Origin of the sequence: Microbispora sp. H10885, from assembly GCF_014161415.1 — a bacterium.
In the GTDB taxonomy this organism is placed as follows: Bacteria; Actinomycetota; Actinomycetes; order Streptosporangiales; family Streptosporangiaceae; genus Microbispora; species Microbispora triticiradicis.
Window position 1 is genome coordinate 429659 of sequence record NZ_JABBWY010000004.1, and the last position, 18361, is coordinate 448019.

Annotated in this window: 16 protein-coding genes; 13 read left to right on the forward strand and 3 right to left on the reverse strand. The window is 71.3% G+C overall.

Features of this window, described 5'->3' with window-relative positions; genetic code table 11:
* Nucleotides 1-108: 108 nt before the first annotated feature.
* A complete protein-coding gene (secA, locus tag HHX37_RS13145) occupies nucleotides 109-2910 on the forward strand; it encodes a preprotein translocase subunit SecA (protein ID WP_182885547.1) in 2802 nt (933 codons plus the stop codon).
* 93 nt (nucleotides 2911-3003) lie between these two features.
* On the opposite strand, the gene HHX37_RS13150 is transcribed toward secA, so the two are convergent.
* The 3 genes from HHX37_RS13150 to HHX37_RS13160 all read right to left on the reverse strand — a co-directional run bounded on the left by HHX37_RS13150 (nucleotide 3004) and on the right by HHX37_RS13160 (nucleotide 5999).
* Nucleotides 3004-3474: an Rv3235 family protein gene (locus tag HHX37_RS13150; protein WP_182885548.1), complete on the reverse strand. Its 471-nt coding sequence runs from the start codon at nucleotides 3472-3474 to the stop codon at nucleotides 3004-3006.
* A gap of 263 nt (nucleotides 3475-3737) precedes the next feature.
* Nucleotides 3738-5072, reverse strand: coding sequence for a PTS transporter subunit EIIC (locus tag HHX37_RS13155; protein WP_182885549.1), 1335 nt, complete (start codon nucleotides 5070-5072; stop codon nucleotides 3738-3740).
* A gap of 186 nt (nucleotides 5073-5258) precedes the next feature.
* Nucleotides 5259-5999, reverse strand: a complete 741-nt coding sequence (locus HHX37_RS13160; protein ID WP_182879801.1) for a GntR family transcriptional regulator — start codon at nucleotides 5997-5999, stop codon at nucleotides 5259-5261.
* Between the two features lie 153 nt (nucleotides 6000-6152).
* On the opposite strand from HHX37_RS13160, the gene HHX37_RS13165 reads away from it, so the two are divergent.
* The 12 genes from HHX37_RS13165 to HHX37_RS13220 all read left to right on the forward strand — a co-directional run bounded on the left by HHX37_RS13165 (nucleotide 6153) and on the right by HHX37_RS13220 (nucleotide 18340).
* Entirely contained in the window at nucleotides 6153-7187 is a 1035-nt protein-coding gene (locus tag HHX37_RS13165; RefSeq protein WP_182876932.1) for an SIS domain-containing protein, read from the forward strand.
* A gap of 33 nt (nucleotides 7188-7220) precedes the next feature.
* The gene (locus tag HHX37_RS13170) at nucleotides 7221-7457 is read left to right on the forward strand and encodes a glucose PTS transporter subunit EIIB (protein WP_036329147.1); all 237 of its coding nucleotides are present in this window, start codon (nucleotides 7221-7223) and stop codon (nucleotides 7455-7457) included.
* Between the two features lie 103 nt (nucleotides 7458-7560).
* Nucleotides 7561-8007, forward strand: a complete 447-nt coding sequence (locus HHX37_RS13175) for a PTS sugar transporter subunit IIA (RefSeq protein WP_117410361.1) — start codon at nucleotides 7561-7563, stop codon at nucleotides 8005-8007.
* Nucleotides 8008-8014: 7 nt separating this feature from the next.
* Nucleotides 8015-8650, forward strand: coding sequence for an HAD family hydrolase (locus HHX37_RS13180; protein WP_182876931.1), 636 nt, complete (start codon nucleotides 8015-8017; stop codon nucleotides 8648-8650).
* 26 nt (nucleotides 8651-8676) lie between these two features.
* The gene (locus HHX37_RS13185; RefSeq protein WP_117410359.1) at nucleotides 8677-8934 is read left to right on the forward strand and encodes an HPr family phosphocarrier protein; all 258 of its coding nucleotides are present in this window, start codon (nucleotides 8677-8679) and stop codon (nucleotides 8932-8934) included.
* 184 nt (nucleotides 8935-9118) lie between these two features.
* The gene (gene ptsP / locus HHX37_RS13190) at nucleotides 9119-10810 is read left to right on the forward strand and encodes a phosphoenolpyruvate--protein phosphotransferase (protein ID WP_182885678.1); all 1692 of its coding nucleotides are present in this window, start codon (nucleotides 9119-9121) and stop codon (nucleotides 10808-10810) included.
* 97 nt (nucleotides 10811-10907) lie between these two features.
* Nucleotides 10908-12266: a glycoside hydrolase family 3 protein gene (locus HHX37_RS13195; RefSeq protein ID WP_310740353.1), complete on the forward strand. Its 1359-nt coding sequence runs from the start codon at nucleotides 10908-10910 to the stop codon at nucleotides 12264-12266.
* Nucleotides 12267-12399: 133 nt separating this feature from the next.
* The gene (locus tag HHX37_RS13200; RefSeq protein WP_111699366.1) at nucleotides 12400-13083 is read left to right on the forward strand and encodes an HAD family hydrolase; all 684 of its coding nucleotides are present in this window, start codon (nucleotides 12400-12402) and stop codon (nucleotides 13081-13083) included.
* A gap of 61 nt (nucleotides 13084-13144) precedes the next feature.
* Nucleotides 13145-13654 carry a DUF6912 family protein gene (locus tag HHX37_RS13205; RefSeq protein WP_182885550.1) on the forward strand — a complete coding sequence of 170 codons (510 nt, stop codon included), beginning with the start codon at nucleotides 13145-13147 and terminating at the stop codon, nucleotides 13652-13654.
* A gap of 50 nt (nucleotides 13655-13704) precedes the next feature.
* Nucleotides 13705-14337: an HAD family hydrolase gene (locus HHX37_RS13210; protein WP_111699368.1), complete on the forward strand. Its 633-nt coding sequence runs from the start codon at nucleotides 13705-13707 to the stop codon at nucleotides 14335-14337.
* A gap of 167 nt (nucleotides 14338-14504) precedes the next feature.
* Nucleotides 14505-15275 carry an HAD family hydrolase gene (locus tag HHX37_RS13215; protein WP_310740354.1) on the forward strand — a complete coding sequence of 257 codons (771 nt, stop codon included), beginning with the start codon at nucleotides 14505-14507 and terminating at the stop codon, nucleotides 15273-15275.
* Nucleotides 15276-15421: 146 nt separating this feature from the next.
* The gene (locus HHX37_RS13220) at nucleotides 15422-18340 is read left to right on the forward strand and encodes a DUF11 domain-containing protein (RefSeq protein WP_182885551.1); all 2919 of its coding nucleotides are present in this window, start codon (nucleotides 15422-15424) and stop codon (nucleotides 18338-18340) included.
* Nucleotides 18341-18361 lie beyond the last annotated feature (21 nt).

An 18361-nucleotide genomic window follows, 5' to 3' on the forward strand; every position in this document is an offset into this window, starting at 1 on the left:
GGCTGTGTCTGGTGATGGAACCGCCTACGATGGTTAGCGGGGAAGTATGTCTCGTCCTCACACCCCGGTGATCGACCGGGGTGAGACCTGCGAGGAGCTTTACTAAAAGTGCCAGCCATTCTCGACAAGATCCTTCGCGCCGGCGAAGGCAAGACTCTGCGGAAGCTCAAGCGCATCGCCGAGCAGGTCAACTCCATCGAAGAGGACTTCAAGAGCCTGTCCGACGCCGAGCTCCGCGCGCTGACCGCCGAGTACAAGCAGCGGCACGCCGACGGCGAGTCCCTCGACGACCTGATGCCGGAGGCCTTCGCGACCGTACGCGAGGCCGCCCGCCGGGTCCTCGGGCAGCGCCACTTCGACGTGCAGCTCATGGGCGGCGCCAACCTGCACATGGGCAACATCTCCGAGATGCGCACCGGTGAGGGCAAGACGCTCACCTGTACGCTCCCCGCCTACCTCAACGCGATCTCCGGCAAGGGCGTCCACGTCGTCACGGTCAACGACTACCTGGCCAAGCGCGACGCCGAGACGATGGGCCGCGTGCACCGCTTCCTGGGCCTGGAGGTCGGCGTCATCCTGGCCAACATGTCGCCGGACGAGCGCCGCAGGCAGTACAACGCCGACATCACGTACGGCACGAACAACGAGTTCGGCTTCGACTACCTGCGTGACAACATGGCGTGGTCGATGGAGGAGTGCGTCCAGCGCGGCCACAACTACGCCATCGTCGACGAGGTCGACTCGATCCTGATCGACGAGGCCCGCACCCCGCTCATCATCTCCGGCCCCGGTGAGCAGTCGGGCAAGTGGTACCAGGAGTTCGCCAAGATCGTGCCGAGGCTCCGCCGCGGCACCGAGGGCAAGGACGGCGAGGAGAGCACCGGCGACTACGTCGTCGACGAGAAGAAGCGCACGGTCGGCATCCTGGAAGCGGGCGTGGAGCGGGTCGAGGACTGGCTCGGCATCGACAACCTCTACAAGCCCGAGCACACCCACCTCGTGCAGTTCCTGAACAACGCGCTCAAGGCGAAGGAACTGTTCAAGAAGGACAAGGACTACATCGTCGTCGACGGCGAGGTCCTGATCGTCGACGAGTTCACCGGGCGCGTGCTGCACGGCCGCCGCTACAACGAGGGCATGCACCAGGCCATCGAGGCCAAGGAAGGCGTGAAGATCAAGGACGAGAACCAGACTCTCGCCACGATCACCCTCCAGAACTACTTCCGCCTGTACGAGAAGCTCGCGGGCATGACCGGTACGGCCGCGACCGAGGCGAACGAGTTCCACCAGACGTACAAGCTGGGCGTCGTCCCCATCCCGACCAACCGGCCGATGATCCGTCAGGACCAGGCCGACGTCGTCTACAAGACCGAGGACGCCAAGTTCCAGGCGTGCGTCGACGACATCAAGGCGCGCTACGAGCAGGGCCAGCCGGTCCTCGTCGGCACCACGAGCGTCGAGAAGTCCGAGAAGCTGTCGCGCATGCTCAAGCGCCAGGGCGTGCCGCACGAGGTGCTGAACGCCAAGAACCACGCCCGTGAGGCCGCCATCGTCGCGGAGGCGGGCCGCAAGGGCGCGGTCACCGTGGCCACCAACATGGCCGGTCGAGGCACCGACATCATGCTCGGCGGCAACCCCGAGTTCCGCGCCGACCTGGAGCTTCAGCAGCGCGGCCTGTCGCCGTCCGAGACGCCCGACGAGTACGAGAAGGCCTGGCCCGAGGCGCTGGAGAAGGCCAAGGAGGCCGTCAAGGCCGAGCACGAGCAGGTCGTCGAATCCGGCGGGCTCTACGTGCTGGGCACCGAGCGGCACGAGTCGCGGCGCATCGACAACCAGCTCCGCGGCCGTTCCGGCCGTCAGGGCGACCCCGGTGAGTCGCGCTTCTACCTGTCGCTCGAAGACGACCTGATGCGCCTGTTCAACGCCGCCCGGGTCGAGATGATCATGACGCGGCTGAACATCCCGGACGACGTGCCGATCGAGTCGGGCATGGTGTCCAAGGCCATCGCGTCGGCCCAGCACCAGGTCGAGCAGCAGAACTTCGAGATCCGCAAGAACGTCCTGAAGTACGACGAGGTGATGAACCGCCAGCGCACGGTCATCTACGCCGAGCGGCGGCGGGTGCTGGAAGGCGCCGACCTGCACGAGCAGGTCCGGACCTTCGTCGTCGACGTGGTCGACGACTACGTCAAGGGCGCCACCGGCGAGGGCTTCGCCGAGGAGTGGGACCTCGACAAGCTGTGGAAGGCCTTCGGGCAGCTCTACCCCGTCTCCGTGACGGTCGAGCAGCTCGTCGAGGAGGCCGGTGGCGGCAAGGAGGACCTCGACGCCAAGTTCATCGCCGACAAGATCAAGGAAGACGCGCTCCAGGCGTACGACCGCCGCGAGGAGCAGCTCGGCCCCGAGGCGATGCGCGAGCTGGAGCGCCGGGTCATCCTCTCGGTGCTCGACCGCAAGTGGCGCGAGCACCTCTACGAGATGGACTACCTCCAGGAGGGCATCGGCATGCGCGCCTATGCCCAGAAGGACCCGCTGATCGAGTACCAGCGCGAGGGCTTCGAGATGTTCTCCGCGATGCTCGACGGCATCAAGGAGGAGTCGGTCGGCTACCTGTTCAACCTCGAGGTCGAGGTGCAGGCCAACCCGATCGTGGAGGAGAACGCCGAGGAGGACACGGCGCTGTCGGAGACCGGGTCGATCATCGCCAGGGCGCTGCGGCAGCCGTCGCGGCCGACCGAGATGGTCTACACCGCGCCCGGCGAGAGCGGCGACGTGGAGGTCAGCCGGGTCAAGTCGACCCCCGAGCAGCGTGCCGCGTACGGCGACGTCGAGCGCAACGCGCCCTGCCCCTGCGGCTCGGGCAAGAAGTTCAAGCGCTGCCACGGCGACCCGCGCAACCAGCAGGCCTGACCGCCGGGTGTGACCTGAGCTGAGGAGGACCCCGCCGGACATGTCCGGCGGGGTCCTCCCATGACCGGGCGTCGGGGGCCGGGGGCAGGGGGGTCAGGCGGTCTCGAAGTCGGTGACCAGCCACTGCATGCCCTGCCGCTCCAGCCGCACGGCGAGCACGCGGCTGCGCGGCCCGCAGTTGACCAGCAGGCACATCTCGATGACCCCCTCCAGAGGCCGTTGCACGTGCGGGAGACCGGTCAGCGGCGGCCGCTCGGTGTCGATCATCTTTCCCGCCCGGACCAGCTCGCGGTAGGCCCGCTCGGTGAGCCGGCCGGCCACCGTCTCCGGCGGCCTGCGGCCCGCCAGGATCTCCGCCAGCGCCTGGCCGAGCCCGCGCAGGCGGCGCTCGTCGGTGAGGGAGCCCCCCGGCCGCCCGTACGGGTAGGACACGGGCGGCGCCGGGAGGGTCGCCGGGGCGAGGGCGAGCGCGCCGTAGGTGACCGGGCCGCCGTCCTGCTCGTCGTACGGAGGATCGGCCGGGGGGACGGACGCGAGCCGTGGCAGGGGGACGGGCTTGGGCATCGGGACTCCGCTCTCGCGCGCCGGGTTCTGACGCCTAATAGAGATTTCGGTCATCCCGCCTGATACCGGGGTCGCCAACTTTGCCGAGAGTCGCCGCCGTGTGCTGCCATTCGTCCAGGAAGATCCGGCCGAGCTGGGGGAACATCCCCTGTTACCGGAACATGACGGAGAACATTGAGGTCATCCGGAATCCGTGGAGAACGCGACAGGGGCGCCCGGGATCACCGGGCGCCCCTGCTTCCCCGCGAGGGGGACGTGACGCGTCAGGCGCGGGCGCGCGCTGTCTCGGTGCTCTCCCCGGAGTCCACATCGGGCTCGGGTTCCCGGCCGGGCGTCATGATGTTCAGCTTCTTGATGAGGAAGCTGAAGATCACGTAGTAGAGGACGAAGTAGACGACGCCGATCAGCATGATCAGCCAGAAGTTGTGCGTGTTGTCCTTCGTCGCGTTCAGCGCGGCGTCGATGGCTCCGGCGGAGAACCCGAAGCCGAGGCGTCCGTCCAGGAACGCGACCAGGGCCATCGAGACGCCGGTGAGCAGCGCGTGCACCGCGAACAGCACCGGCGCCACGAAGATGAACGCGAACTCGATCGGCTCGGTGATGCCGGTGACGAAGGAGATCAGCGCCGAGGAGATCATGATGCCGCCGACGGTGGCGCGGCGGTGCGGCGGGGCGGCCCGCCACATCGCGATGGCGGCGGCCGGCAGGCCGAACATCATGACCGGGAAGAAGCCCGCCATGAACGCGCCGGCGCCGTCCTGCCCGGCGAAGTAGCAGTTCAGGTCGCCCGCGGCGTGGGTGGCCCCGACGGTGCACTCCGGCACGGTGAACCAGACGATCGAGTTGACGAAGTGGTGCAGGCCGAAGGGGATGAGGCCCCGGTTCACGATCCCGTAGATGCCCGCGCCGAGCGTCGAGTTGTTGGCCAGCCAGCTGCCGAAGTTGGACAGCCCTTCACCGATCGGCGGCCAGATCAGGCCGAAGACGACGCCGAGGACGAGCCCGGCCAGCGCGGTGAGGATCGGCACGAAGCGCCGCCCGCCGAAGAAGGCCAGGTAGGCGGGCAGCTTCGTGCGGTAGTACCGCTGCCACAGGACGGCCGCGACGAGGCCCATGAGGATGCCGCCGAGCACTCCGGTCGGGTTGGCCGACGCCAGGTTGAGCGCCTCGGCAGGCTTGCCGTCCGCCCCCAGGACGGACTGCGCCACCTTCTTGTGCACCGCCGCGTCCGCGGCGGCGTCGAAGAACATCAGGTGGGTGACCCGGTCCCAGACGAGGTAGCCGACCACGGCCGCCAGGGCGGTGGAGCCGTCGGCCCGCCGGGCGAAGCCGACCGCGACACCCACCGCGAACAGCAGCGGCAGCGCGTCGAAGAGGGCGCCGCCCGCGCCGCCGATGACCTGTGCGATCTTGTCCAGGGTCGCGTTGTCCGTACGGCCGAGCAGGTCGTCCTGGCCGATCCGGAGGAGGAGCGCCGCGGCGGGCAGCGCCGCGATCGGAAGCATCAGGGAGCGGCCGATGCGGGAGAGTGCGGTCATCACCGCGTTCTGGCCCGAGGGTGCGGCCGGCAGGCCCGCGTCGGCGGAGGTGGAACTCATGGGCTGTTCCTCCAGGATGGGGGTAGCTGGTGCCCCTCCCGCCAATCTTTGCCCGTCGCGTCGCCCAGAGCGGCACCTCGCTGCGTTGTCGTCGTCGCTCGTAGCTCCGCTACGAGCTCCTCCTCCGCCTTGCGATGCACCACTCTGGACACCGCTCCTTTCGGGCAAATCTTGGCGGTCACGGCACTAGAGGCGTCTGGCCGGGGCTCCGAGGAGCGTCCGGAGTTGGTAGCGGTCGGCTCGGTAGGTCGAGACGCCGAGTTCGGCGCAGACCCCGCCGGCGAAGGACCGGCGCTGCAGCAGCAGCACGGCCCCGCCCCGGGGCAGTTTGAGCAGGTCGGCGTCGCTCGGATCGGCGACGCCGCCGTCGATGGTCAGCTCCCCGGCGTCCATCACGAGCGCGTAGCGCGACTCGAGCAGGGCGTACAGGGATCGTCCGGTCAGGTCGAACTCATCGAGTCCGGGCGCGAGCTTGACCGGGATATGGGCCCGTTCGATGCTCAGCGGTTCCCCGTCCGCCGTACGCAGCCGCTCGATGAAGTGGACGGCGTCGCCCGGCTGGATGCCGAGCTGCCGCGCGAGGTGGGCACTGGCCCGGACCACCCGCCGGTCCAGGTCGCGGGAGCCCGGCTCCATGCCGCGCGCCCGCATGTCGTCGGTGAAGGAGGTGAGCTGGAGGGCCAGCTCGATCTTCGGCCGCGCCACGAACGTGCCCTTGCCCGGCACACGGTGCAGCCGCCCCTCGGACACCAGGTGGTCGACGGCCTGCCGTACCGTCATACGAGACAGGTCGAAGCGCTGGCTCAGGTCGCGTTCGGAGGGGATCGCCGCGCCGATCGGCAGCTCGTTGTTCTCGATGAGGTCGAGCAGGATCTCCCGTAGCTGGAAATACTTCGGCACCGGGCTGTCCGGATCGATCTCGGCCACTGATCCCTCCCCTCTCGCTCCGGATCGTGTGGATAAGTTAAGGTTCTTACTGGTCTAGTCCGGACTAGACCACAGCCGGGAAATATGTGTCAATGTATGGGCCGGCGACGGATCCATAACAGACAAATCTCGCCAAGCAGGGGATGATCACTGATGACGACCAGAATGCGCGGTGAGATCGCCGAGCAGCCCGCGGCGATCCGGGCGACGCTGGACGCCCTGCTCCCGCGGACCGGCGAGGTCGAGGCCGTCGCCCGCGGCACCCGGCACCTGCTCTTCGTCGCCCGCGGGACCTCGGACAACGCGGCGGTGTACGGCCGCTACCTGATCGAGGCGCGGACGGGCCGGATGGCTGCGCTGGGCGCCCCCTCGATCGCCACCACCTACCGCCGGAGACTCGACCTCGACGGCGTGCTGGCCGTGGGCCTGTCCCAGTCCGGCCGTACGGAGGAGATCGTCGAGACCCTCCAGTGGGCGAAGGACTGCGGCGCGCGGACCGTCGCCGTCACCAACGGCGGCGAGGACTCGCCGCTGGCGCAGGCGGCCGACCTCGCGCTGTGCACGCTCGCCGGCGAGGAGAAGGCCGTCCCGGCCACGAAGACCTACACGACCCAGCTCGCCGCGCTGGCCGTGCTCGCCATCGGCCTCGGCGCCGACGTCGACCCCGACGACCTGCGCCGGGTGCCGGACGCCGTGGAGAAGCTCGTCTCCGACCCCGGCGACCTGGACGCCGTGGTCGAGGGCCTGGCCGACAAGCCCGGCGTCGTCGTCTCCGGCCGCGGCCTGGCGTTCTCGACCGCCCTGGAGCTCGCGCTCAAGCTCAAGGAGGCGTGCTACCTGCACGCGATGGGCCTCTCGTACGCCGACCTGCTGCACGGCCCGATCGCGGTCGTGGACGCCGACACCCCGGCGATCCTGGTCGCGTCCGGACAGGGCCCCACACTCGCGGGCACCGTCGCGCTGGCCGAGCGGGTCACCGGCGCGGGCGCCGCCGCGTACGGCGTCGGGGGCGGCGAGTGGCTCGCCGCGGCCTCGACCGCCGCGCTGAACGGTCCGGACCTGCCCGAGTGGGTGGCGCCGTTGGGACTCATCGTCCCGGGGCAGTTGCTCACCGAGGCGCTCGCGCGCAGGCTCGGTATCGACCCTGATTCCCCCCGCGGTCTGAAGAAGGTCACCCAGACCGACTGAACGACGGACCGACCGAATACCAGGAGGACCCCCATGGCTGCAGACGCCGAGGCGATCATCGCCGGGCTCGGTGGCGCCGACAACATCATCGAGGTGGAGCCGTGCATCACGCGGCTGCGCACCGAGGTGCACGACGCGTCGAAGGTGAACCAGGCCGCGCTCAAGGCGGCCGGCGCCCACGGAGTGATGGCCGCGGGCAACGTCGTCCAGGTCGTGGTGGGGCCCGAGGCCGACACCATCGCCAGCGACATCGAGGACATCATCGGCTGAACCGGCAGGTCACGACGGGCCCGCCGGTCCCTCGCCCGTCCCTCACGGGTCTCCGGCGGCCCCTGCGTGACGCCTGCCCGGAACCTCAGGGAAGGGCGCTTCATTGACGACTGTTCTCGCCCCTGTCGCGGGGGCGGCCATCGGGCTGTCCGCCGTGCCCGATCCGGTGTTCTCCCAGGCGATGGTCGGCCCCGGCACCGCGATCGACCCCCGCAGGGAGCCCGTCGAGGCCCTGGCCCCGATCGACGGCACGATCGTGAAACTGCACCCCCACGCGTACGTCGTCGTGGGCGACGACGGCAGGGGCGTGCTGGTGCATCTCGGCATCGACACCGTCCAGCTCAAGGGGGAGGGCTTCCGCCTGCTCGCCGCCGAGGGCGACCGCGTACGGGCCGGTCAGCCGGTGGTGGCCTGGGACCCCGCGGTCGTGGAGGCGGGCGGCCGGTCACCGGTCTGCCCGGTGGTGGCGCTCGACGCGGTGCGGGACGCGGTCGGCGGGATCGCCGAGGGCAGCGTGAACGCGGGCGACACGCTGTTCGAGTGGGCGTGAGGCCGTCGTGAAGGCCGCGCTCTTCGATCTCGACGGCACTTTGATCAACACGGAGATACGCAGCCGGGCCCTGTGGCGGATGCTCCTGGACAGCCACGGGATCGCCCACGACGAGACGCTGCTGCGGCGCTTCATGGGCCGCCGCGGCTCCGACGTCATCCCCGAGGTGTTCCCCGACATGGACGCGCGGGCGCTGATGGACGAGATCTCCTCCTACTACGGCCATCCGGACCTGCCCGGCATCGTGCCCGTGCCGGGCGCGGCCGACCTGGTCCTGCGGGTCGCCGGGCACGGGTCGCCGCTCGCGCTGGTGACCTCGGCGGATCGGGACTGGGCGGTGGAAAGGCTGACCGAGATCGGGGTCCTGGAGGTGGTCCGGACCATCGTGTCCGCTGAGGACGTGACCGTGGGCAAGCCCGATCCGTCCGGCTATCTCCTGGCCGCGGACCTTCTCGGGGTGGACCCCGCCGCGTGCGTGGTGTTCGAGGACTCGCTCGCGGGCATCGAGGCGGCCCAGGCGGCGGGTATGACCTGCGTAGCGGTGGCCACCACGCATCACCCGGATGAACTGTCGCATGCTGATCTGGTAATCCCTGACATGTCGGGTATTGACTGGCCTTTGACGGAACCACCCGCGGTCTAGACCACCGCGCGGAGTGAGGAGAAAACGTGGCCGAGCGCAGAGTCAGTGTCACGTCGGAGGTCGGGCTGCACGCCCGCCCGGCGGCGACGTTCGTGCAGACCGCGGCGAAGGCGTCGTTCGACGTCACCATCGCCAAGGCGGGCGGCGCGCCGGTGAGCGCGAAGAGCATCCTGTCGGTGCTGGCGCTCGACGTGCGGCAGGGGGAGTCGATCGTCATCAGCGCGGAGGGCGAGGGGGCCGACGCGCTGCTCGACGAACTCGCCCAGATCGCCGCGGCCCCCTGACGCCGGCGGACGCGCGGTGAGCACACGGCGGACGCCGTCGGGCGGCGAGGCGACGGGCCCGGAGCCGCTCACGGGAGCGGGCGACAGGGCGACCGGCTCGGGAGCGGGGGACGGGGTGACCGGTCCGGCGGCCCTCACGGGGGGCGGGGAGACGGGCCGGGAGGCGCCCGGCAGGGGAGAGGCGGTGACCGGCCCGGGGTCGCTCACCGGCACGGCGGTCAGCCCCGGCGCCGGATACGGCCCGGCCCACGTGCTGGCGGGGGAGATCCCCGAGCCGGACAAGGAGTCGCGCCACGGCGGCGACGCCGCCGCCGAGCGGGCGCGCGCCGAGCGGGCGGTCGAGGAGGTGGCCGCCGACCTCGAGGCGCGCGGCGCCAGGGCGGGCGGGGAGGCCCAGGAGGTGCTCGGCGCGCAGGCGCTGATGGCCCGCGATCCCAGCCTGGCGGCGGAGGTGGGCGCGCTGATCGACCGGGGCGTGGCCGCCCCGCGCGCCGTCTTCGACGCCTTCGGCAAGTACCGCGACCTGCTGGCCGCGGCCGGAGGCTACCTCGCCGAGCGGGTGACCGACCTCGACGACATCCGCGACCGGACCATCGCCGTGCTCACCGGCCTGCCCATGCCCGGCGTGCCGGCGAGCGCCGCCGAGCCGTTCGTGCTCGTCGCCAGGGACCTCGCCCCGGCCGACACCGCGTTGCTGTCGAAGGACGTGGTCGCCGCGTTCGTCACCGAGCAGGGCGGGCCGACCAGCCACACCGCGATCCTCGCCCGCGCGATGGGCGTGCCCGCCGTCGTCGGCTGCGCGGGCGCCACCGCGATCGCCCCCGGCACCCCCGTGCTGGTGGACGGCGGCTCGGGTGAGGTGCTGCTCGCCCCCGGCCCGGACCGGGTCGCGGCGGCCCGCCGGGCCGTCGAGGCGCGGCGCGCGGCGCTGTCGGCGGCCGACGGCCCCGGCGCGACCGCCGACGGCCACCCCGTGCCGCTGCTCGCCAACATCGGCGGCCCGCGCGACCTGCCCGGCGCTCTCGAACACGGCGCCGAGGGCGTCGGTCTCTACCGCACCGAGTTCCTCTTCCTCGACCGCGCGTCGGCGCCGTCCGCGAACGAGCAGGAGGAGGCCTACCGCGCGGTGTTCGAGGCGTTCCCCCGCGGCCGGGTGGTGGTGCGCACGCTCGACTCCGGGGCCGACAAGCCGCTCGCGTTCCTGCCGCCGCCGGAGGAGGAGCCGAACCCGGCGCTCGGGGAACGCGGCCTGCGCATGTTCCGCCGCTACCCCGAGATCATGGCCGCCCAGCTCGGCGCGCTGGCCGCCGCCGCGGCGGGCACGTCCGCCAAGGTCCAGGTCATGGCACCGATGGTGGCCACGGCCGAGGAGGCCGAGTGGTTCGCCGAGGCCTGCCGTACGGCGGGGCTGGACAGCGCGGGAATCATGATCGAGGTGCCGTCGGCGGCGCTGCGCGCGGCGGACCTCATCCGGGCCGCCGACTTCTTCTCGATCGGCACTAACGACCTCACGCAGTACGCGCTCGCGGCCGACCGCCAGGTCAGCGCCGTCGCCGGGCTGCAGGACCCGTGGCATCCGGCGGTGCTCGACCTGATCGCCATGGCCGCCTCGGCCGCCTCCGAGGCGGGCAAGGGGTGCGGGGTCTGCGGCGAGGCGGCGGCCGATCCGGTGCTCGCCTGCGTGCTCGTCGGCATGGGGGTGACCTCGCTGTCGATGGGCGCTCCCGCGCTCCCGTGGGTGCGTGCGGCACTGGCCCGGCACACACTCGGCGAGTGCCGTTCCGCCGCCGCCGCGGCCCGGTCCGCCACCTCCGCGCGGGACGCCAAGGCCGCCGCGCGTGCGGTGCTGCCCGGCCTGGAGGACCTCGGGCTCTGATCCGTACGGCGTGGGCGGCGGGCACCTCGTGACGCCGCCCATACCGGTCCGCGAGCCGGTGGGTGAGCAGGCCGGAGGTGCGGTTACGGTAAAAGGCGTGCCAGGACTCAGACAAGGCGGGGTCATGCTCGCCGCCCTCCTCGTGGCCGGATGCTCGTCCGGAACCGGCGCCGCGGGCGCGCAGGCCTCGCGGGGCGCGGCCGCGCCGGTGTCCGCGTCCGCGGCGGCATCCTCCGCCGCCTCTACCGCCGCCACCCCGGCCGAGTCGTCGGCTGCGTCGTCGTCGGAGGCGTCGGCGGAGGGGGCGTCGAAGGGGTTGGCCGAGCGGACGCTCGCCTCGATGAACCTGCGGGACAAGGTCGCGCAGTTGTTCACCGTCGTGGTGTGGGGCCCGAAGGCAGGAGGGCCGAGCAAGGAGAACCAGGCGCGGTACGGCGTGGCGACGCCGGCGGAGGTCGTGGAGAAGTTCCGGCCCGGCGGGGTGATCCTGTTCGACTGGGCGGGCAACGTGTCGGGGGCCGGGCAGGTGGCGGCGCTCACGACCGGCCTGCGCGAGGCGGCCCGCGAGGACGGCGGCGCGCCGCTCATGATCGGCGTAGACCAGGAGAACGGCATCGTCTCCCGGCTCCGCGCCCTGGTCACCAAGCTTCCCGGCGCGGCGCAGATCGGCGCGACCGGCCAGACCGCCAACGCGCGGGACGTCGCCCGGGTCACCGGTGAGGAACTCCGCGCCCTCGGCATCTCCCTCGACTTCGCCCCGGTCGCCGACGTCAACGTCAACCCCCGCAACCCGGTCATCGGGCCGCGCGCCTACGGCTCGGACCCGAAGAAGGTGGCGCCGATGGTCGGCGCGGCCGTCGACGGCTTCCACGCGGCGAAGGTGGCCTCCGTCGCCAAGCACTTCCCCGGCCACGGCGACACCTCCGTCGACAGCCACACCGGCCTCCCGGTCATCAAGCACACGATGTCCAAGTGGCGGACGCTGGACGCGCCGCCGTTCCGCACGGCCATCGCCCACGGCGTGGACGTCGTCATGTCGGCGCACGTGGTGATGCCGCAGCTGGACCCCTCGGGCGACCCGGCGACGCTGTCGCACCGCATCCTCACCGGCCTGCTCCGCGACGAACTCGGCTTCGGCGGCGTGATCAGCACGGACGCGCTGGACATGGCCGGGGTGCGCAAGAAGTACGGCGACAGCGAGGTGGTCGTGCGGGCGGTCCTCGCCGGGGCCGACATGCTCCTCATGCCGCCGAACCTCCCGAAGGCGTACGACGCCATCCTCAAGGCGGTCAGGTCGGGGCGGATCTCCGAAAGCAGGATCGACGAGTCGGTGCTGCGGATCCTGCGGCTGAAGGAGAGGCGCGGCCTCTTCGGGCCGATCCGCACCGACCCCGGCGCGTTGCGGTCCCCCGAGCACCTCAAGGTGGCCCAGCGCGTCTTCGCCCAGTCCCGCTGAGCCCTGCCGCCTGATCCCTGCCCGCCTGATCCCTGCCCGCCTGTGCCCCTGGCCGCCTGGTCCCGCGTGGGCTTGGGTGGGGCGGTCGCCGGGGGAGACCTATATTTGAGAGGCACGTCGGCTGGGAGGCGCGGTGCTCAAGGGTGTGCTGATCGACTGGGGCGGGGTTCTGACGACGAGCCTGACCGAGTCCATCGTGGAGTGGATCGAGGCCGACCGGATCGACCCCCGGCACTACCGGGAGGTCATGCGCGCGCTGGTCACCCAGGCCTACCAGGCCGGTGTCCAGTCAGGCGGAGAGAACCCGATCCACGCGCTGGAGCGCGGCGAGATCCCCATCTTCGACTTCGAGCGCGAGCTGGCCGCCCGCCTGGTCACCCTCGACGGCGGCCCGCCCGAGGCCGACGGCCTGCTGACCCGGATGTTCGCCGGGTTCCGGCCGGTCGAGGAGATGAACGAGATGCTGCGCCTGGCCCGCGTCGCGGGGCTGAGCACCTGCCTGGTGTCGAACTCGTGGGGCGACCACTACACGCGCGAGGGCTGGGAGGCCATCTTCGACGCGGTCGTCATCTCCGGCGAGGTCGGCATGCGCAAGCCGGAGGAGCGCATCTTCCACCACGCGCTCGGCCTGCTCGCGCTGGAGGCGGGGCAGTGCGTGTTCGTCGACGACATCGAGGCGAACATCACGGCGGCGCGGGCCCTCGGGCTGGTCGGCGTCCACCACACCGATCCCACGGCGACCATCGCCGAGATGGAGCGCCTGTTCGGCGTGCCGCTGCGCGCGGCACGCTCCGCGGAGCAGCCGCCCGGTCTGTAGATTCAGCCGCAGGGACGGGCCGGGGGTGTCCCGGCCGCACCGATATGGAGTCGAGGAACGCATGCGCGTGTATCTGCCGTCCACGCTGCCCGCGCTGGCGCGCGTCGTCGCCGCCGGTGAGCTGGGTCCGGCTCCGCTGACCGGCTTCGCGGTCACCCCCGCGTTGATCGAGTGGTACGCCTCGGGGGACACCGAGGAACTTGAGTACGTCGCGCTCACCGAGGCCGCCCGCGCCTCGCTGCGCCTGCTGGCCGCCGGCCCGGTGGCCGGTGACGGAGAAGGCGCCGCACGGCGGGTGGTCCTCGCGGCCGAGGTGCCGGACGAGACCGTGAAGGTCGGGGCCGCCCTGGAGGAACGCGCCCGCGTCCGGGTCGTCGAGCCGGTTCCGCTGAAGCTGCTCGCCGCGGTGCACGTGGACGACCCGGCCGCCGTGCCGGACGTCGAGGCGGCGATCGCGGCGCTGCCCGCCGCCGACGGCGGGGACGACGACGCGCGGTTCGTCGTCGACGGCGTGGAGGACCACGAGCTGCTCTGGTACGCCACACAGGAGATCCCCGATCTGCTGAGCTGACCGGCGGCGTTCACGATTTCGTCACAGGCGCCGTCTAAGCTTGAGACGAGATGACACACATTGTTTGGGACTGGAACGGGACGCTCTTCCACGACGTCGACGCCGTCATCGGCGCGACCAACGAGCTCTTCCAGTCGTACGGCCTCGGTCCGTACGACGTGGAGGGCTTCCGCGAGGTCTACACCCGCCCGATCTGGGTGGCGTACGAGCGGATGCTCGGCCGGCCGCTGCGCGAGGGCGAGTGGGAGCTGCTCGACACGGGTTTCCACGAGCACTACCACCGGCTGATGGAGGTCTGCAATCTCGCCGAGGGCGCGCTGTCGAGCCTGCGCGCCTGGGACGAGTCGGGCCGCACGCAGTCGCTGCTGTCCATGTGGGGCCACGAGCGGCTGGTCCGGAAGGTCGGCGAGTTCGGCATCGACGGTCACTTCCGGCGGGTCGACGGGCTGCGCTCCGCGTCCGGGGGCCACAAGGCCGAGCACATGGTCGAGCACCTGCGCGCGCTGGGCATCGACTCGGCGAAGGTCGTCGTCATCGGCGACAGCGTGGACGACGCCCACGCCGCCCTGCACGTCGGCGCCCGCGCGGTCCTCTACACGGGCGGCATGACGCGGCGGTCCGACCTGGAGGGCGTCGGCGTCCCGGTGGTGGACTCGCTGGCCGACGCCCTCGACTTCGTCTGACGGCCGCCCGGGCTCACGCGTCCCGGCGGGCCTGGCGTTCCTCCACGTCGAGGAGCCGTCGAAGCCCGGCCCACCTCCCGTCGGGCCGGTCCGGGTCGCGTACCCGCGGGCGCCGGATCGCACATTCGGTATGCCGGTGACGGCCTGCGGCATCGTCTGCCCCGCCCGTGGGCCGTACGCTGGGCACGATCCCCGACGCACCCCCCACGGAGGCCGCGATCAACCGCCTCGTTCTCTGGAACGTCGACCTCACGCTCGTCGACGTCGCCATCGTCACCCGCGACGCCTACGCGGCCGCCTTCCGGATGGTGACGGGACGGCCGCTGGTGAAACTCGCGCCGGCGGCGGGCCGCCCCGACTCCGAGATCGTCTTCGAGACCCTGGCCGTCAACGGCATCGCCGTCGAGGACCACCACCTGCCGAGGTTCCTCGACGCGCTGGCCGTCTGCTTCGCCGAACGGCGTGACCGGCTGACCAGGGAGGGGCGTGCGATGCCCGGGGCACGGGACGCGCTCAAGGCCGTCTCCCGCCTCGACGGCGTCGTGCAGTCGGTGCTCACCGGGACCGTCAAGAGCAACGCCGTCCACAAGCTCAAGGCCTTCGGCCTGGACAAGTGGATCGACTTCGAGGTGGGCGGGTACGGCGAGGAGGTCTACCCGAAGGCCACCCTGCTGCAGGTCGCCCAGGGCCGGGCCAGGGAACGGCACGGCGCCGCCTTCACCGCGGGCAACACCGTGCTCGTCGGCGACTCCGCCCGCGACGTCCAGGCGGCGCGGATCGGCGGCGCGGCGATGATCGCCGTGGCCTCGGGCCGGTCCACCCCGGCCGAGCTGCACGAGGCGGGCGCCGACATCGTGCTGCCCGACCTCGCCAACTCCTCCGAGGTCGTCGCGGCCGTCGCCCGCCTGACCACCCCGGCCGGCCGTACGGGCCGCTGAGACGTCGACCTGTGCCGGTGCCCCGACACGACCCTGTCTCGGCGGAAGGTTGGTGATCCGCGGAGTTAGGTGAGTATACGGATACTCTTGGCAGGCCTGATCACGCGATCGATCCTGAGCGCAAATCTCCTACGCAAGGATTCGCGATGATCAGTCGAATCTCAGCCGTCGCGGTGCTTCTCCTCGGGATGCTCGCGATGAACCTTGCCGGTGGAACCGCCCGAGCCGCCGGTACGCGCCCCTTCTCCGTCACCATCACCCATGTGGAGTGCGTGGACGACTGTGACGAGGAAGGGCTGGAGGCCGCGCTGGAAGGCCACGCCGATTTCTACGCCAAAGTGTGGATAAACGGCGTAAAACAGCCACCGGGTAGCAGCGACGACGACCCGTCCACCCCCATCATCGACAACAACGGAAGCATCGACCCGTTCTGGGTGGTGTCGACGCAGGTTCCCGACAGCGTGGTGAACGTGCCGGTCACCATCCAGATCTGGGACAGGGACGACAGCTCCGGCGACGACCTCGGCGACGCGAGCCCGCGCGACGACGACAACAACCTCGACTTCAGGGTCAGTTACTACAACGGCAAGTGGATCGACCACACCGGCCAGGAAGACCAGGTCAACTGGCCCCAGTCGTGTTCGACGGGGGACGGCGGAGACGACGACGAACCCCGCGTCAAGGTGTGCTTCGACGTCAGCACCGAGTCGACCAGCGGCGACTCCGACGGCGACTTCCTGCTCGACGGATGGGAGCGCAACGGCTACAACGCGGACGGCGACGGCACCGTGGACGTCGACCTCCCCGGCATGGGCGCCGACCCGCTGCGGAAGGACCTGTTCCTGGAGGTCGACTGCCTGGCCGCCGCCGACCACGACCACTGCCCGGCTCAGGGGGCGGTCCAATCGGTCGTCCAGGCGTTCGCCGACGCTCCCGTGGACAACGCCGACGGCACCAAGGGGCTCCAACTGCACGTCGACGTCGGCAACATGTTCCGCCAGGCCCCGGGAACCGCCACCACGGTGCCGCGTGCAGGGGCGGCGGCACCGGTGGGCACCTTCGGCAACTACGGAGGCGGCGGCGACCGGATCGCGGAGGCCGGCAACACGGTGGTCGACTGGGACGGAGCCGCCGGCAGGCCGGCGACGAACTTCTTCACCCTGAAGAACATGAACAAGGCCCGCGACCTCCTCTTCCGCTACGCGCTGTTCGTCCACCAGACCAACTACCGGTCCGCGGCCAACGACTGCACCAGCGGCTGGGCGAAGGGCATCCCCGGCGTGAACTTCATCGTCGCCCTGGGCGGCACGAACGCGGGGGGCGGCGCCTGCTGGGGGACCGACGCCGGCGGCCGTTCGGTCGGCACGCAGAACGAGCAGGCGGGCACGCTCATGCACGAGTTCGGCCACACCCTCGGCCTGCAGCACGGCGGCGGCGACAGCGTCAACAACAAGCCCAACTACCTGAGCCTCATGAACTACACCTTCCAGGACTGCAGCGTCCCGGCGTTCCCCGGAGTGGTCCCGGGAGGCTGTGACTACTCCCGCGTCGCCCTTTCGCCGCTCAACGAGGTGCTGCCGCCCGGCCTGGACGAGTGCGCGGGAATCGGCGTCGCCGGCGCGGGCGGCAACGACTGGGACGGCGGTGGACTGTCCGGCGCGACGTGCGGGCCGCCGCTGCCGACCGCCAACGTGTCCGCGAACATCAACGGCGACTTCAACGACGCGAACGGCAACGGCACCCAGGACCCCGGCGAGGCGGCCATCCTGGGAACACTGAACGGCTCAGAGGACTGGAACAGGATCTTCTACGGGTTCCGGACCATCGACGGTTTCCCGACGGCCGGCAGGCCCACCGAGGGCGAGCCCGACCCCGACGCCGTCCGCGACAACCGCGCGTTCCTCGCCCCGCTGGTCCGGCCGGAACCGGCCGTGGACACCACCGGCCCGGCAGGCGCCAACCCCGGTGACACCGTCGGCTACGACGCGAAGGTCACCAATACGGGCCGCGGCCCGGCGCTCTCCACCGAGCTCACCGACGTCCGACCCGACGGGACGCGCGCCGTCTTCGACATCGGCCTGCTCCCCGTCGGAGCCGGTGCGACGCGCCACGTGAGCGTGGAGGTGCCGTGCACCGCCGAGGACGGCACGGTCCTGACGAACAGGGCCTCCGCCACGGCCAAGGACATGCTCGGCAACGCCTTCTCCGGCTCCGGCACGGTCACGACCACCGTGCACGCGCCGGTGCTCGCGGTGTCGAAGACCGCCACCCCGTCGGTCAACGCGGGCGAGGCGATCACCTACCGGATCACGTACGAGAACACGGGCAGCGGCGGCGCGGACGACGTGGTGGTCACCGACGTCCTTCCCGCCGGGGTGTACTACAGCAGGGCGCTGGACACGGGAGCCGGGCCCGCGCCCGAGGTGACCCTCAACGGGGACGGCACCCGCACCCTCGTGTGGCACGTGGGCGGAGTCGCCGGCGCCTCGGGCCGCAAGGCGATCGAGTACACGGCCCGGCCGAGCCTGCTCGCCGCGCCGGGGAGCACGGTCGAGAACACGGCCCGGGTGACGTTCACCAACGCCAACGGCTGCACGTACGCGCCCGTGACCGCGTCGGCCACGACGAGGATCACCCAGGTGCCCGCGACGCGCGACCCGCTGAGCCAGGGGTACTGGAAGAACCATTCGCAGCAGTGGACGGGCGAGATCCTCGCCCGCATCCAGGCGACCGACCAGCGTTTCGAGAGGGCGGACGGCTCGACCGCCGACGGCGCCCTGTCGCCGGCCGAGGTCACGGCCGTCCTGACGGCGGGCGGCCCGCAGGTGAACATCCTGCGCACCCAGCTTCTCGCCGGTTACTTCAACCTGGCCACCCGGCGCGTCAACGCCGACACGACGGTCTCCTCGGCTGCGGGCCTCCGGAACGGCGTCCACACCGTCCGTGACGCGGCTCTCTTCGCCGCCGGAACGCTCGCCCTTCCCGTATCGGGCAACGGGGACCGCTACGGCGACGCGATCCGGATCCTGGACGAGATCAACAACAACAGGAGCGAGGTGTACTGAACCACCCCGGCTCGCCTGCCG

Bases quoted from the DNA above. Each gene is read 5' to 3' on its own strand.
- HHX37_RS13170 (WP_036329147.1), top strand. From the start codon at position 7,221: ATGGCTGCAGACGCCGAGGCGATCATCGCCGGGCTCGGTGGCGCCGAC.
- HHX37_RS13165 (WP_182876932.1), top strand. From the start codon at position 6,153: ATGACGACCAGAATGCGCGGTGAGATCGCCGAGCAGCCCGCGGCGATC.
- HHX37_RS13150 (WP_182885548.1), bottom strand. From the start codon at position 3,474: ATGCCCAAGCCCGTCCCCCTGCCACGGCTCGCGTCCGTCCCCCCGGCC.
- HHX37_RS13155 (WP_182885549.1), bottom strand. From the start codon at position 5,072: ATGAGTTCCACCTCCGCCGACGCGGGCCTGCCGGCCGCACCCTCGGGC.
- HHX37_RS13205 (WP_182885550.1), top strand. From the start codon at position 13,145: ATGCGCGTGTATCTGCCGTCCACGCTGCCCGCGCTGGCGCGCGTCGTC.
- HHX37_RS13220 (WP_182885551.1), top strand. From the start codon at position 15,422: ATGATCAGTCGAATCTCAGCCGTCGCGGTGCTTCTCCTCGGGATGCTC.
- HHX37_RS13210 (WP_111699368.1), top strand. From the start codon at position 13,705: ATGACACACATTGTTTGGGACTGGAACGGGACGCTCTTCCACGACGTC.